Source organism: Stenotrophomonas sp. 116085_Sma (assembly GCF_056479585.1).
The window spans coordinates 4,338,660-4,353,105 of the sequence record NZ_CM151057.1 but is presented as its reverse complement, the minus strand read 5'-3'; the positions used below and the strand labels follow the sequence as shown (position 1 = coordinate 4,353,105).

The 14,446-nt window shown below is 67.4% G+C and carries 14 protein-coding genes; 8 read left to right on the top strand and 6 right to left on the bottom strand.

The features are described 5' to 3' along the window. Positions 1-152 precede the first annotated feature (152 nt). The 4 genes from ACZK0Z_RS20140 to ACZK0Z_RS20125 form a co-directional block, all read right to left on the bottom strand. Positions 153-716 carry a TlpA family protein disulfide reductase gene (locus tag ACZK0Z_RS20140; protein ID WP_049427132.1) on the bottom strand — a complete coding sequence of 188 codons (564 nt, stop codon included), beginning with the start codon at positions 714-716 and terminating at the stop codon, positions 153-155. Then, positions 713-3,094, bottom strand: a complete 2,382-nt coding sequence (locus ACZK0Z_RS20135) for a protein-disulfide reductase DsbD domain-containing protein (RefSeq protein ID WP_197633748.1) — start codon at positions 3,092-3,094, stop codon at positions 713-715. The genes ACZK0Z_RS20140 and ACZK0Z_RS20135 overlap by 4 nt, the downstream gene beginning before the upstream one ends. Further along, a complete protein-coding gene (cutA, locus tag ACZK0Z_RS20130) occupies positions 3,091-3,429 on the bottom strand; it encodes a divalent-cation tolerance protein CutA (RefSeq protein WP_197633749.1) in 339 nt (112 codons plus the stop codon). Before cutA ends, ACZK0Z_RS20135 begins: the two co-directional genes overlap by 4 nt. Before the next feature lie 68 nt (positions 3,430-3,497). Beyond that, entirely contained in the window at positions 3,498-5,288 is a 1,791-nt protein-coding gene (locus ACZK0Z_RS20125; protein WP_049427126.1) for an endonuclease, read from the bottom strand. Positions 5,289-5,639: 351 nt separating this feature from the next. On the opposite strand from ACZK0Z_RS20125, the gene ACZK0Z_RS20120 reads away from it, so the two are divergent. The 3 genes from ACZK0Z_RS20120 to ACZK0Z_RS20110 all read left to right on the top strand — a co-directional run bounded on the left by ACZK0Z_RS20120 (position 5,640) and on the right by ACZK0Z_RS20110 (position 8,403). Next, positions 5,640-5,927, top strand: coding sequence for a co-chaperone GroES (locus tag ACZK0Z_RS20120; protein ID WP_049427125.1), 288 nt, complete (start codon positions 5,640-5,642; stop codon positions 5,925-5,927). Positions 5,928-6,008: 81 nt separating this feature from the next. After that, positions 6,009-7,658 carry a chaperonin GroEL gene (groL, locus tag ACZK0Z_RS20115; RefSeq protein WP_100443702.1) on the top strand — a complete coding sequence of 550 codons (1,650 nt, stop codon included), beginning with the start codon at positions 6,009-6,011 and terminating at the stop codon, positions 7,656-7,658. Between the two features lie 133 nt (positions 7,659-7,791). After that, the gene (locus tag ACZK0Z_RS20110) at positions 7,792-8,403 is read left to right on the top strand and encodes a DUF6445 family protein (RefSeq protein ID WP_049432082.1); all 612 of its coding nucleotides are present in this window, start codon (positions 7,792-7,794) and stop codon (positions 8,401-8,403) included. A 28-nt stretch (positions 8,404-8,431) separates the two neighbouring features. On the opposite strand, the gene ACZK0Z_RS20105 is transcribed toward ACZK0Z_RS20110, so the two are convergent. Both ACZK0Z_RS20105 and ACZK0Z_RS20100 read right to left on the bottom strand, forming a co-directional pair. Then, a complete protein-coding gene (locus ACZK0Z_RS20105) occupies positions 8,432-9,595 on the bottom strand; it encodes a serine hydrolase (RefSeq protein WP_197632497.1) in 1,164 nt (387 codons plus the stop codon). Positions 9,596-9,665: 70 nt separating this feature from the next. Beyond that, positions 9,666-10,595, bottom strand: coding sequence for a pepsin/retropepsin-like aspartic protease family protein (locus tag ACZK0Z_RS20100; RefSeq protein WP_336339780.1), 930 nt, complete (start codon positions 10,593-10,595; stop codon positions 9,666-9,668). A 106-nt stretch (positions 10,596-10,701) separates the two neighbouring features. Between ACZK0Z_RS20100 and ACZK0Z_RS20095 the strand changes: the two genes are divergently transcribed. From ACZK0Z_RS20095 to ACZK0Z_RS20075, 5 genes are all read left to right on the top strand, one after another. Further along, a complete protein-coding gene (locus ACZK0Z_RS20095; RefSeq protein ID WP_049432076.1) occupies positions 10,702-11,409 on the top strand; it encodes a response regulator transcription factor in 708 nt (235 codons plus the stop codon). A gap of 32 nt (positions 11,410-11,441) precedes the next feature. Then, positions 11,442-12,740 carry a sensor histidine kinase gene (locus ACZK0Z_RS20090; protein ID WP_049432072.1) on the top strand — a complete coding sequence of 433 codons (1,299 nt, stop codon included), beginning with the start codon at positions 11,442-11,444 and terminating at the stop codon, positions 12,738-12,740. Between the two features lie 72 nt (positions 12,741-12,812). Further along, positions 12,813-13,307, top strand: a complete 495-nt coding sequence (locus tag ACZK0Z_RS20085) for a MarR family winged helix-turn-helix transcriptional regulator (RefSeq protein ID WP_197632496.1) — start codon at positions 12,813-12,815, stop codon at positions 13,305-13,307. Next, complete coding sequence (locus ACZK0Z_RS20080) at positions 13,304-14,044, top strand: DNA alkylation repair protein (protein WP_197632495.1); 741 nt, start codon at positions 13,304-13,306, stop codon at positions 14,042-14,044. Before ACZK0Z_RS20085 ends, ACZK0Z_RS20080 begins: the two co-directional genes overlap by 4 nt. A 46-nt stretch (positions 14,045-14,090) precedes the next feature. Continuing rightward, positions 14,091-14,429, top strand: coding sequence for a DUF6616 family protein (locus tag ACZK0Z_RS20075; protein WP_197632494.1), 339 nt, complete (start codon positions 14,091-14,093; stop codon positions 14,427-14,429). Positions 14,430-14,446: the final 17 nt, after the last annotated feature.

Below are 14,446 nucleotides of genomic sequence, written 5' to 3'. Positions count from 1 at the left end.
GCATGGATGCGGCTGCCAAGCTTACAGGGACGTACTTGCAGCGTCCCCGCACTCCGACATCGCCCCGCCATCCCACGGAAAGCCCGCTGTAGCTGTTGCTTCGGCTGTTGCTCTGGCCTGAAGCGGGTGCAGGGTGCAACCCTGCCGAACCCTCACTTCACCCAGCGTTCGATTTCGCCGTGAGCGAACGGTCCCAGCTTCGCCTTGACCATCCGCCCCTGCGCATCGAACAGCACGCTGTAGGGCAGCAGGCCCTGCGCGTTGCCCAGCTGCACGCTGGCATCGCGCGGGCCCGGTGTCTCGATCACGATCGGGTAATCCACCGGCACCTGCCGCAGGAAACGGCGCACGTCTTCCGGGGTATCCAGTGCCAGGCCCAGCACCTGCACACCGTCGTCGCCCTGCACCTGGGCGAAGCGGGCAAGTTCCGGCATCTCTTCCACGCAGGGGGCGCACCAGCTGGCCCAGACGTTGATCAGCAGTGGGCGGCCGGCGAAGCGCTGGTGCAGGTCCAGGGGGCGGCCTTCAAGATCGGGCAGCGACAATGCGGGCAGGCTGTCGCCAACCTGCAGGACCGGCGTCGCAGGCGCGACGGCGGGCGCCGCCGGCATGGCCCCAGGCATCACCGGCGCCGGTGCCAATCGATGGCCGGCCCACAGGCCAAGGCCGGCGGCCAGCACCGCTGTCCACAGCAGCGCTGGCCGTTGCCACTTCATCGTGCGGTGCGCAGCAGCGCTTCCTCGACCACGGCCTGGGTCAGCAGCGTCGGCAGCACGGTCGGCGGTGCACCGGGGCCGTACACCACGTACAGCGGCACGCCGACGGCTTTGTGTTCTTCCAGGAACGTGGTGATCTGCGGATCGACGTTGGTGTAGTCACCGCGCATGTACACCGCGTTGGTGCGCTTGAGCAGGTCCTTGAACTCCGGGCGCGACAGCACGGCGCGCTCGTTGGCCTTGCAGCTCACGCACCAGTCGGCGGTCATGTTGACGAACACCACGCGGTTGTCGGCGCGCAGGCGGTCCAGCAGCTGCGGCGAGTACTCCACCACGTTGTCGCTGGCCGCCTGTGCGGCGCGTGCCGGCGGTGCCAGCTGGGTCACGCCCCAGGCCGGTACCAATGCACCGATCGCCAGCAGCACACCGAGCAGGGTCACTGCACGCGAGCCGGTCCAGCGGTTGCGCTCGAACAGCCACAGGCCGAAGGCGAACAGCAGCAGGCCACCCAGCACCAGCGCCATGCCGTCCACGCCGCGCTGCTTGCCCAGCACCCACAGCAGCCACAGCGCGGTGGCATACATCGGGAAGGCCAGCACGTGCTTGAGCGTTTCCATCCACGGGCCCGGCTTGGGCAGGCGGCGCGCCAGCGCCGGCACGAAGCCGATCAGCAGGAACGGCAGCGCCAGGCCCAGGCCGAGGAACAGGAACACGGTCATCGCCTTCAGCGGCGGCGCAATGAACGCGTAGGCGATCGCGCCACCCATGAACGGGCCGACGCAGGCACTGCCGACCACGCAGGCCAGCGCACCGGTGAAGAAGTCGCCGGCCGGGCCGCTGCGGCTGGCCAGGGACTGGCCAAGGTTGCCGATGCCACCGCCGAGGGTGAACACACCGGACAGGCTCAGCCCCACCGCGAACATGATGTAGGCCAGTGCCGCCACCACGCCCGGATGCTGCAGCTGGAAACCGATGCCGACGGCGTTGCCGATCGCGCGCAGGCCGACCATCAAGGCGCCGATCACCGCGAAGGCGACCAGCACGCCCAGCGTGTACCAGAGCGCGTGGCTGCGCGCGCGCTGCGGGCTCTCGCCGCTCTGCGCCAGGCTCAGCACCTTCAGCGACAGGATCGGCAGCACGCACGGCATCAGGTTCAATACCAAGCCACCGGCCAAGGCCAACAACAGCACCCAGACGAACGAGCGGTCCGGGTTCGGCGTGGTCGCCGGCGGACGCGTGCGCAGTGCGTTGTCACCCTGCGCATCGGCGGCGAATTCATTGCCGGAGGCAACGTCACCCGCAGTGGCCGACGCCGCTTCGGTGTTGGGCACGGTCGGCAGCAGGCGCAGTGGGGCGCCATTGGCAGCTTCGCGCGGTGCACCGGCGGCACCGGGCAGCGGGTTGATCACCTCGTTGCGCGGCGGTGTCTGGTCGGCGTTGGCGCTGACCTTGCCGGCCGGGATCGACAGCTTCACCCGGCGGGTCATCGGCGGGTAGCAGATGCCATCGGTCTGGCAGCCCTGGAAGGTCACCACCAGGGTGCTGTCGACCGCGTCGGCAACGGAGCGGCGCAGCGGCAGCGGTACTTCCACCTGGTTGAAGTAGACCGATACATCGCCGAAGTGTTCATCACGATGCGACTGCGCAGCCGGCCAGCGCGGCGTGCCGGCCTGCACGCCGGTGCTGCCTTCCAGCTTCAGCGAGGTGCGGTCGCGATACAGGTAGTAGCCCGGCGCCGGGCTGAAGCGCAGCAGCAGGGTGTTGCCGTCGCTGGCGATGGCATCGAAGCCGAACGCCTGCTCGGACGGAAGCGGCAGCGCCTGGCTGTTGCTGGCGGCACCCGGCAGGCGCAGCCCGCCGCTGTTGCCGGCACCTGCCAGCGGATTGTTGAACGGGCTGGCGGCACCGGCACGCGCGGCAGGGGCCGCGGCCTGTGCACCGGCACCGGGCAGGCTGACCTGTACCACGCGCTTCTGCGGCGGGTAGCAGACACCGGCGTCGGCACAGCCCTGGTAGCGTACTTCCAGGCTGATGGTGCCTGCGGCATCGGTCGGCGTGCCGGGCAGGGTAGCCTGCAGGCGTTCGCGATAGGTTTCGACTTCGCCGAAGAAATCGTCGTGGTGCTTGTCGCCCTTGGGCATCTGCAGCGCGCCGGCATTGAACGCCGGATCGGCCTTGACGCTGGTGCGGTGGCGATACAGGTAGTAGCCGGGTGCGATCTTGAACTGCAGTTGCACCTGGCCGCGCTCGGGGGCGGTGGCGGTCAGCGCGAACGCCTGGTCCACCGGCAGCAGGTCCTTCTCATCCAGCGCGAACGCTGGCAGCGAGAGCCACAACAGGGCGCACAGGGCGGCGCCACGCGCAAACAGAGTCTTCAATCAGTGTCCTCCCGGGTCTGTGCCCGGATCCAATCCAGATACGCCGGCAGGCCGGCCCGGGTTTCGACCGCGATGCACTCCGGGAGTTCATACGGATGCAGTTCGACGATCCGTGCAATCGCGTCATCGACGCGGCTTCCGGTGGTCTTCACCAGCAGCTGCAGCTCGGCGTCGGTGGTCATCTCGCCCTGCCAGCGGTAGGTCGACTGTGCGCCATCGAGGCGGGTCACGCACGCGGCCAGGCGCTCGCCGACCAGCGCGTGCGCGATGCGCTCGGCACTGGCCCGGTCCGGGCAGGTGGTCAACAGCAGCAGGACGGGATCGACGGTCGACATGGCCGTCGAGTATAGGGCCGCCGCCGGGTCAGGGCCCGGCGGCGGCAGTGGACCGCTGCGTTGCGCGGTCAGTTGGCCAGCTGGCAGGTCGCCGGCTTGGCCGAGGTGAACAGGCCCGGGGTCGCCCACTCGGGGTGGTCGATGAACGGGTTGCGGTTGCCCTGGAAGCTGTAGATCACGTCATTGCGCGCACGTTCGGCATCATCCGGCGGGTCGGACAGGTGCCAGTCGATCAGCGTGGACAGCAGGCCCATGTAGGCCGGCGAACTGCTGGTCTTGACGATCTTGCTGCGGTCGTCGGTCAGCTCCAGGTCCGGCTCGGACTGGCCGGTGGCCGCATCCTTGCCGCCCTCGTAGCGGATGGCCATGTACATCACCGCACGCGCCATGTCGCCCTTGCGCTTGCCCCACACCTCGAACGTGCCGGTGTTGCCGTCCGGCGTGCGCACCCAGTTGGAATTGCCCGGATAGCCACCGCTGCCGCCGCCCTGGCCGTTGTTGGCCTCGGTGGCACGCTCGCCGCAGCCGGCATCGCACTTGGCGTACGGCTTGTTGCCACGGTCGGCGTTCCACTGTGCATCGGTCAGGTACAGCATGTGGGTGTCGGTGTACGGCGCGTACGGCAGGCCCTTGTCACCGGTGGTGCTGGCAAAGCCCAGCGAGTTCGGCCAGGTGTGTTCGCGGTTGTACTTCAGGCCACTGCCGCTGCCGGCGCGATCGGTCACCTTGGCGTAGCTGCGGTTGCGATACGCGTCGAGGATGCGGTTCGGGTTGTTCGGGTCCTCGTCGGCAATCTCCAGGATGGTCCAGGTGCTGGTGCCCGAGCCGCTGTACGGGTAGGCGGTGTGGCCCTTGATGGTGGCGTGCAGCGAGCAGCGCAGCTGGCTCGGGCTGGAGGTGTTCACCTTGGAGTAGTAGCCGGCCGGCACGCCCGGGTTGCCCGGGTCCGGATTGCCGCCGGTGCTGGCCACGGTGAACGCGATGCGGCTGTCGGCGGCCGGGTGCGCGCCCTGCAGGTCGGTGATGCGCGCGGCGCGGATATCGAAGCGGCAGGCCTCACCGGCCACCAGCGCGGTGTTGGTGGACAGCTTCACGCTGCGGCCGCTGGCCGGGAAGGTCAGCGGCACGCTGCCGGAGGTGCCGCAGCTCAGCGCGAAGGCGCCACTGGCCAGGTTCACCGTCTCGCTGAACACCACTTCCAGATCGGCCGCGGCCGGGAAGGTGCTGCTGCCCTGTGCCGGGGTGGTGGTGGACACCGACGGCGGTGTGTTCGGGCCCGGGGTGCCGCCGCCGCTGAAGGTCTGGCCGTTGTTGCAGCTGCCGAAGGTCTGCCTGGCCGACTCGGCCCAGGTGAAGTGCGCGTACTGGCTGCCGCTGCCGGTCAGCTGCAGCGAGGTGCCCGGGGCCGTGCTGTTGGTCTCGGCCACCGGAATGTTCTGGCTGGTCATGCCGGCGGCAGGGCCACCGGAGGCGGTGATGGCGCCCTCGTAGCTGAGGAACTGGACCACCTTGCCGCTGGCATCGACCAGGGCGATGCCATCGTTCGGGCCGTTCTGGATGCCGTTGGTCGGGTAGTTGACCACGGCGATGGTCGCGCTGCCGCAGCCTGCGGCGGTGCCGGCCGGGACCGGGTTGTTGGCGTAGACCGCGGCAGCCGAAGGATTGCTGCCGTTGTAGAGGTAAAGCCGATAGCCGGACAGGTCCTCTCCGGCGGTGGCGACGACCTCGATCGCTTCGCCGACGTCACCGGCGGCGGTGCTGTCGTCGTAGTGCAGTTCGTTGATGAAGACCTCGGCCTGGGCCGGCGCGGCGGCCAGCGCCAGCAGGCAGGCGGCGGCAAGCGGGGACAGCAATCGCATCGACAACTCCTTGTGATTGGGAATGCGCGGCCGAGCCTAAGGCCGATCCAGTGACACTTTGTCGTAAATGAACGTCAGATATCTGACAGTGGGACATTGGTCACCAAATGTCACCCGTTCCCCCCTTGGCTTGCGGCACTGCATCCCTATACAGGCGTCCACGCAGGGAAGGAGGTTTCCGGGCCCGGAGAAAAATTTCGGGATCGGCCCTTGAAAGGCCTGTGGAGGTCTCCATCTCTGTCGTGCTCCCGACTTGTCGGGCTTTTTCACGCGCGTTGCTGGCACTCGCCCGGTGCGACTGCTAACATCGCCAGACTTTTTCAGACCAATCAATAACTTAAGAGGTCTCTCATGAGCATCAAGCCGCTGCACGACCGCGTTGTGGTCAAGCCGATCGAAGCCGACGAAATCTCCGCCGGTGGCATCGTCATTCCGGATTCGGCCAAGGAAAAGTCCACCAAGGGTGAAGTCGTGGCCGTCGGCCCGGGCAAGCCGCTGGACAACGGCAGCGTGCGTGCGCCGTCGCTGAAGGTTGGCGACAAGGTCATCTACGGCCAGTACGCCGGCAGCTCGTACAAGAGCGAAGGCGTCGAGTACAAGGTCCTGCGTGAAGACGACGTGCTCGCCATCATCGGCTGAGCCTCGGCGCGACCTGCTTTTCTGTAAGACATCCCTTTTCGTCGCCGGGCCCGGCCCGGTGCAAACATCGAGGTAATCGCAATGGCTGCCAAGGATATTCGTTTCGGTGAAGACGCCCGTTCGCGCATGGTGCGCGGCGTCAACGTTCTCGCCAATGCCGTCAAGGCCACCCTGGGCCCGAAGGGCCGCAACGTCGTGCTGGAAAAGAGCTTCGGCGCCCCGACCATCACCAAGGACGGCGTCTCCGTCGCCAAGGAAATCGAACTGGCTGACAAGTTCGAGAACATGGGCGCGCAGATGGTGAAGGAAGTCGCTTCCCGCACCAACGACGACGCAGGCGACGGCACCACCACCGCCACCGTGCTGGCCCAGGCCCTGATCCGCGAAGGCGCCAAGGCTGTGGCCGCCGGCATGAACCCGATGGACCTCAAGCGCGGTATCGACAAGGCCGTCGTGGCCGCCGTCACCGAGCTGAAGAACATCTCCAAGCCGACCGCCGACGACAAGGCGATTGCCCAGGTCGGCACCATCTCGGCCAACTCGGACGAGTCGATCGGCCAGATCATCGCCGACGCGATGAAGGAAGTCGGCAAGGAAGGCGTGATCACCGTTGAAGAAGGCTCGGGCCTGGACAACGAGCTGGACGTGGTCAAGGGCATGCAGTTCGACCGCGGCTACCTGTCCCCTTACTTCATCAACAACCAGCAGTCGCAGACCGCTGACCTGGATGACCCGTTCATCCTGCTGCACGACAAGAAGATCTCCAACGTCCGTGACCTGCTGCCGGTGCTGGAAGGCGTCGCCAAGGCCGGCAAGCCGCTGCTGATCGTTGCCGAAGAAGTCGAAGGCGAAGCGCTGGCCACCCTGGTGGTCAACACCATCCGTGGCATCGTCAAGGTCGTGGCCGTCAAGGCACCGGGCTTCGGCGACCGTCGCAAGGCGATGCTGGAAGACATGGCCGTGCTGACCGGCGGCACCGTGATCTCCGAAGAAGTTGGCCTGTCGCTGGAAAAGGCCACCATCAAGGACCTGGGCCGCGCCAAGAAGGTGCAGGTTTCCAAGGAAAACACCACCATCATCGATGGCGTGGGTGACAAGGCTGCCGTCGACGCACGCGTCGGCCAGATCAAGACCCAGATCCAGGACACCTCCTCCGATTACGATCGCGAGAAGCTGCAGGAACGCGTGGCCAAGCTGGCCGGCGGCGTTGCCGTGATCAAGGTCGGTGCTTCGACCGAAATCGAAATGAAGGAAAAGAAGGATCGCGTCGACGACGCCCTGCACGCGACCCGTGCAGCCGTTGAAGAAGGCGTGGTCCCGGGCGGCGGCGTTGCCCTGGTCCGTGCGGTCACCGCACTGGCTGGCCTGAAGGGTGCCAACGAAGACCAGAACCACGGCATCCAGATCGCCCTGCGCGCGATGGAAGCCCCGCTGCGCGAAATCGTTGCCAACGCCGGTGAAGAGCCGTCGGTCATCATCAACAAGGTCAAGGAAGGCACCGGCAGCTTCGGCTACAACGCCGCCACCGGCGAGTTCGGCGACATGCTGCAGTTCGGCATCCTGGACCCGACCAAGGTGACCCGTTCGGCGCTGCAGAACGCTGCTTCGATCGCTGGCCTGATGATCACCACCGAAGCCATGGTTGCCGAAGCTCCGAAGAAGGACGAGCCGGCCATGGGTGGCGCCGGTGGCATGGGTGGCATGGGTGGCATGGGCGGCATGGACTTCTAAGGTCCACGCCCGCGTCGGACGTTGCCGGCCCTGGCCGGCGCGTCTCCCCGATGCAAAGGAAAACCCCGCCGCGAGGCGGGGTTTTTTGTTGCACGGTTGCCGCCATGGCGCCGCGTCGCTACGCTCGGCGACCATGCCTACCTCGTTCATCGTCGTCGACGACTTCCTCTCTCCGGCCGATGCGCACGGCCTGCGCCAGGCCGGCCTGGGCCTGACCTACCCGGCGCAGGAGGGTGCATTCCCCGGCCGCAATTCGCTCGAGCGGCTGGAGCTGGACGGCCTGTCCGAGGCCGCATCGCGGCTGGTCAACGAGCCGCTGCGGCCGGTCAATCCGCTGCAGTCGCACGGCAAGTTCCGGCTGACCCTGGCCAGCGATGTCGGTCGCGCCAAGGTGCACACCGATCATTCGCACTGGTCCGGCATCCTCTACCTCAGCGCGCCGGAGCACTGCGAAGGCGGTACCGAATTCTTCCGCCATCGCCGCACCAACACCGAGCGCATGGCGCTGAACGCCCACGAGCTGGCTGCGCTGGGCTACGCCAATGGCGGCGACATGCATCGCGACATCATCGAACGCGACAGCATTGACGACAGCCAGTGGGAGATGACCATGCGCATCCCGATGCGCTTCAACCGCCTGGTGCTGCTGCGCCCGTGGTTCTGGCATACCGCTGGCCCGGCCTTCGGCGACCGGCCGGAAAATGGGCGGCTGGTCTACCTGATGTTCTTCGAGCAGGCGCGGTAAGCAGAAGCCATCCACGCATGGCGTGGATCTACTTCACGAATGCCTTCTCCGCGCCGTACTCCCACTGCCACGGCACGCCGGTGTCGCCCAGCACGAAGGCCACCAGCGCCGGGAAGGTCGCTTCGGCGCGCACATCGTTGCCCAGGATCACCACGCAGCGCTGCTGCCGCTCCACGCACACCAGCGTGTTGCCCACCGCATCATCGTGGCCGCCCTTGTAGAAGCCTGCGCCTTGCGGGCCACGGAACGTCACTACGCCCAGGCCCGCCGCCAGGTCCTTGCGCTGCTGCGCCTTCGGCAACTCCGGCTGCAGGGTGGGGAACTGGCTGGCGGTGGTGATCGGCAGCTGCGGCCGCACCAGCTCCTTGCGCATCGCCGCTGACAGTCCATCGCCGCGCACGTAGCCGGCAGCGAAGCGGGCCATGTCGGCGATGGTGGTATCCATCGAACCGGCCGCACGCACGCGGCTGCGCTCATCGTGCGGCTCGGCGGTGCCCTCCATGGTCCAGCCATCGGCCAGGTTGGTGGCGAAGTCTTCGCGCCACATCATGCTGGTGCGGGTCATGCCGAAGCGGTCGAACACCCGCTGCTGCATCAACGCGCCCACATCCTCGCCCAGCCGCCCGCGCTCGATCACGAACTGCAGCAGGATCAACCCTTCGCCGGAATAGCCGTAGCGGCTGCCCGGATCGAAGTGGAACTTCAGCCGGCCGTCCGGTTCGAGGAACCCGAAGTTGGCAAAGCCACTGGCGTGGTTGAGCAGCAGGCGAGGGGTGAGCTGGCGCCAGCGCGCATCATCGGCCAGCACGCTGTAGTCGGCGTACTTCTTCGTTTCGGGCGGATAGTCCGGCAGCGGCTTGTCCAGCGCTGTGGCGATGCTGGCATCCAGATCGATCCTGCGGTCCTGCGCCAGCTGCGCGACCAGATGGCCGAATGCCATCTTGGTCAGCGAGGCGGCATACATCACCGTATCGGTGCGCAGCGGCTCGCCTGCGGCGTTGCGTTCGCCGTAGGCAGCCACGTGCACCACCTTGCCGCCATCGATCACCGCCAGCGCCAGGCCACGCGCCTGTGCGGCCCGCATCAGCCGCTGCACTTCGGCATCGATGCGGGCCGGCGAGGGTACCGGGGGTGGTGCGGCCAGCACGGCCAGCGGGAACAGCGTCAGCAACAACAGGGCAGCACGGCGCATGCGTGGACCTCCTGGCGGGACGTGGCGCGATGCTACGCCAGCCCGCGGTCCGCGTCATGGCACGCCGGGGTCACGTCACCGCCGGCTGGCGCAGGCAGATCCGGGCGGCGCCGGCGCTGATGTCCACCTGACTAGCGACCATGGCGTCGGCGCCGAGGATCAGTGCGGGGCGAGCCTCCAGCCCGATGGACCTGAACACCGACAGTTCGCTGATCCTGACCTCCATCGCCGGGTGCTGCCAACCGGTGCCGGACATGCCGGACAGGGTGTACAACCACGTCGCCTGCGGCTGGCCCCCCAGTCCCTGCGTGCCTTTCTCGCGGACCCGTAGGCGCTCATCGCTGCCGTCGATGCGCAGGCCCAGTGCGCGGGCGGCTTCGGCATTGAGCACGGTCTGCGCGGCACCGGTGTCGACCACCGCGATGGCTTCCACTTCCGCCTCACCCAGTTTCACGTTAATGAAGGCGAAGTGTTCCAAGCCGTCGCGCCGATCAGGCAGTGCATTGGCCTGGCACTGGCGACCATCGACGCCAAGCTGCCCGGGCTTCCACAGCGCCAGCTCACCACGGCTGAAGTCCCAGCGGGTATCCCAACGGCCGGTCAGGTCGTTGCCGATCAGGCCGTCGACGGCGGGGTCATCGTCCTTCTGCAGATTGGAAAGGTCGGCCTGCACACCGCTGACGCGCAGCTGCCATCCGCCAATCCGCCAGGAGGTCGTGTGCATGCGCTGCAGCGGCGCGCTCTGGGCGCTGGCCCCCTGCGCATGCGTGGTGGCGGACCGGGGATCCTCCAGCCCGTGGCGGCGGGCTACCCGACCGTCGACGAGGGTGACCCCAGCCGCGCTGTCGACCACGAAGCGCAGCGGTTCGGCGCTTCCGTTCAGTGAGACGGCCACTGCCGGATGGTTGCCCTGCATCCACATCGGCAGCACGTGTACAGGCGGGGCGGCGGCCAGCGCGGGGAATGCAGCGGCAAGCAGGGGCAGCACGGACAGGCGCACGTTGGATCTCCGGACTAGAAGTGGAGGCCTATTGGCGTGCATCGGCGTATCCCGCGAATATCGGCGTTGATACCGTCCTGATACATGCCTGCGGGATACTGGCTGCATGAACACTCCTGCCCGGGTCATCGTTGTCGATGACGATGCCAGCATCCGTGACGCCATCGCCGACTGCCTGCTGCTGCATGGCTACCAGGTGCGCGTGGCAGCCGACGCTGCAGGCCTGGATCTGCTGCTGCTGAACGAGCGTCCGGACGCCATCATCCTGGACTGGATGATGCCCGGAGAGGACGGCCTGTCGGTGTGCCGCCGGCTGCAGGCGCGGGCCATCCCGATCCTGATGCTGTCGGCGATGGGGGCCACACCGGACCGCGTGATCGGCCTGGAAATGGGAGCGGACGACTATCTGGCCAAGCCCTTCGATCCACGCGAACTGCTGGCGCGGGTGCGTGCCCTGCTGCGCCGGCAGGACAAGCTGCGCGCCCAGGTCGCCAGCGAGCTGCGGTTTGCCGGCTGGCGATTGCTACCCGATCAGCGCCGCCTGTTCACACCCGATGGCCGTGAACTCGCGCTCAGCCGGGGGGAGTTCGCCCTGATGCTGGCGTTGGCCGAGCGCCCCGGACGCGTGCTGGGACGGGAGCAGCTGCTGCAGTTGACCCATGGCGAAGACAGCGACAGCGTCGACCGCGCCGTCGATCTGGCGATCAGCCGGCTGCGCCGCAAGCTGGGCCAGGCGGCTCCCGGCGCGGAAGCGCTTGTGCAGACGCTGCGCGGCGAAGGCTATCGCTTCGGCGCCGAGGTACATGTGCTGTGAGGGCTCGTTGGTCCACTGCACGCTGGATCGCGATGGTGGCCCTGGCCAGCCTGCTGCTGGCCACGCTGGTCAGCGTCGCGGTGGTGGGCTGGATGCCACGACCCGCACCGCCCCCCATGCGGCTGGACCAGGCCATGCAGGTCGTTCGTGGCGAACGGCCCGCCATGCCGCTGGGGCTGCATCTCGAAACCCGTGCGTCGCCGCCGCAGGGCAGCAGCAATGGCTGGCTCACCCACCTGGTTGCGTCGCAGATGGGCCTGCCGCTGGAACACGTGCGGTTGGTCTGGAGTGGCCGCGGCAAGGCGCCTGATGTGAAGGTCATCGAAGGCGGCATGGAACTCGATGGAAATGCACGGACGGACGCGTTGCAGGCGCAGGTGTCAGTGCTGACCAAGATGCAGTGGTCACCCTTTGAACTGGCGGTGCGCCAAGCTGATGGCCGATGGCACGTGGTCGGCAGCGACCACAGCGATCTGGCGGCGTGGCGTCGGCAGGTCGTGCTGGCGCTGGTAGCGGGGACCGTGCTGTTGGCACCCCTTGCCGCCTGGGCATCGGTCCGCCTGGGACGGCCGCTGCGGCGGCTGGCCGAGGCCAGTGCACAGGTCGAACTGCAGGACGGCACACCACTGCCGGACGACGGCCCACGCGAAGTACAGATGCTGGCCGCAGCGATCAGCACCGGGCGCGAGCGCCTGCGCGAACAGGCCCAGGACATGACGCGCATGCTGGCCGCAGTAGCGCACGACCTGCGCACGCCGTTGACCGGCCTGCGTCTGCGTGCGGAGTTCGCACCGCCGGCACAGGCCGCGCGGATGGTGGCTGACATCGAACGCATGGATACGATGATCGAGCAGGTGCTCGATTACGCACGCGGCGAACTGCAACCACTGCAGTTGCGGCCGCTGGATCTGGCCGCGTTGCTGGAGGAATGCGTGCACAGTGCCCTGCTGCGCGGCATCGAAATCTCCATCGAGGGACCGGATGCCCTGCCGTGGCAGGGTGACGCGCTCCTGCTGCGGCGGGCGATCGACAACCTCATCGACAACGCAGACCGCTACGCCGGTGCGGTAGACCTGCACGCCGCCATGGCAGGCAATCGGATGCAGCTGGATGTGATGGACCGCGGCCCGGGCATCGCCGAGGACGACCGCGCACGCCTGCTGCAACCCTTCCAGCGCAGCGAGAGCTCGCGCAGCCGCGCCACGGGTGGGACCGGCCTGGGCCTGGCGGTGGCGGCCAACGTCGCACGACGGCATGGGGGCGAGCTTCTGCTGCTGCAGCGTGATGGCGGCGGACTGATCGCACGCCTGCTGCTGGGGCCGGTTTCCTGATATCGCTGGGATATTAACGTAATGCCTATGCTATAGCATATGATTAGGCGCCTAATCATATTGGATGAAGCCATGCTGGAAGCCAAGCACAGTGCCCTGCTGGATGAAGCGCAACGGCGCGGCCATACTGGCGTCGCGCAGCTGCGCCTGTGTTTCCAGTTGCTGTCGCTGTCATCGGCCATCGATCGCGACTGCGCCACACGCCTGGCGCCGCACGGGCTCAGTGAAGGGCGATTCACCGTGCTTTTCCTGCTGCACGGTGCCGGTGGCACACTGCCACCGCATGAACTGGCCGAGCGCGCAGGTGTCACCCGCGCCACGATCAGTGGCCTGATCGATGGCCTGCAGCGCGAAGGGCTGCTGCAGCGGCGCAGTGACGCCGAAGACGGCAGGCGCCTGCAGATCGTGCTGACCACACAGGGGAAGTGCCTGGCCGAGGCGCTGTTCAACCAGCACACGCAATGGATAGGCGGCTTGTTCAGCGGATTGGACGCGGAAGAACAGCAGCAGTTGTCGCAGCTGCTGCACAAGGTCTGGCAGCACACCGATACAGGTCGTGGGGCATGAGCGGGACCGTGACGGCTGAGCGATTGAATGCGCTCAACACTGGCAGCGTCGCCGCCAGCCACCTGGCCGAATGCCTGGCGGTGGATTTCGCAGCGCTGTTACAGGCGGTGGCACCCGCACTTGAACATGACGCGCTGCACCGCATGCGCGATGCTGAAGGCAAGGGCATCACCCAGCGCATGGCCCTGGCTGCCCGGTTGCTGCGCGAAAGCGGGCAGGGCGCTCCTGCGAAATGGCAGGAGCATGCGTCCGATTCCGTGCGTGGCTGGGCCTGCTACCTGATTGGCAGCGATGCCAGCGCAACGTTACCGGCCAAGCTGCGTGCGATGCGTCCGCTCGCCGATGATCCGCACTTCGGCGTGCGTGAGTGGGCGTGGCTCGCGCTGCGTGCAGATATCGTTGCTGCACCGTTGCAGGCGCTGGAGTGCCTGCAGCCATGGACGCAGCAAGCTTCACCCTACCTGCGTCGCTTCGCCTGCGAAGCACTGCGCCCGCGTGGCGTGTGGGCCACGCACATCGCGTTGTTCAAGCAGCACCCGGACCATGCATTGCCACTGCTTGAAGCGCTGGCCGACGATCCGGATCGCTACGTACAGGACTCGGTTGGCAACTGGCTCAACGATGCCGGCAAGACCCAGCCGCGCTGGCTGCGCGATCTGTGCGCGCGCTGGCAGCGTGAACACGACGGCAGCGCCAACGCCTACATCCGCAGGCGCGCACTACGCTCGCTGCGGTAGTGCCGGCCGCTGGCCGGCAACCCTCAAACCCTCAAGGAAGAACCCCATGTCCCACATCTTCATCGAGCTCTACACAGCCACCCCTGCCTGGACTGCGCTCCCGCGTGACCAGCGCACCGCCTTCTTCGCCCGCATCGGCGCCGGCATGCAACAGTTCGATCCGGCCCGCATCACGCCGGTGGCGATGGGCCGCGTGGCCGCGGATGCAGCGCACGGCGGCAGCGAGCAGTTCCATGCTGTCTGGAGATGTGCGAGCCGGGAAGACGCCGATGCCCTGGTGGAAGGCATTGCCGCCACCGGTTGGCATCAGTACTTCGCCACCACCAATGTCGTCGGCGCGGACGATGGGATGGGGCAGCACCTGGCCGATCTGGCTGCCTTGTAGCGGCGCCTTCGGACGCG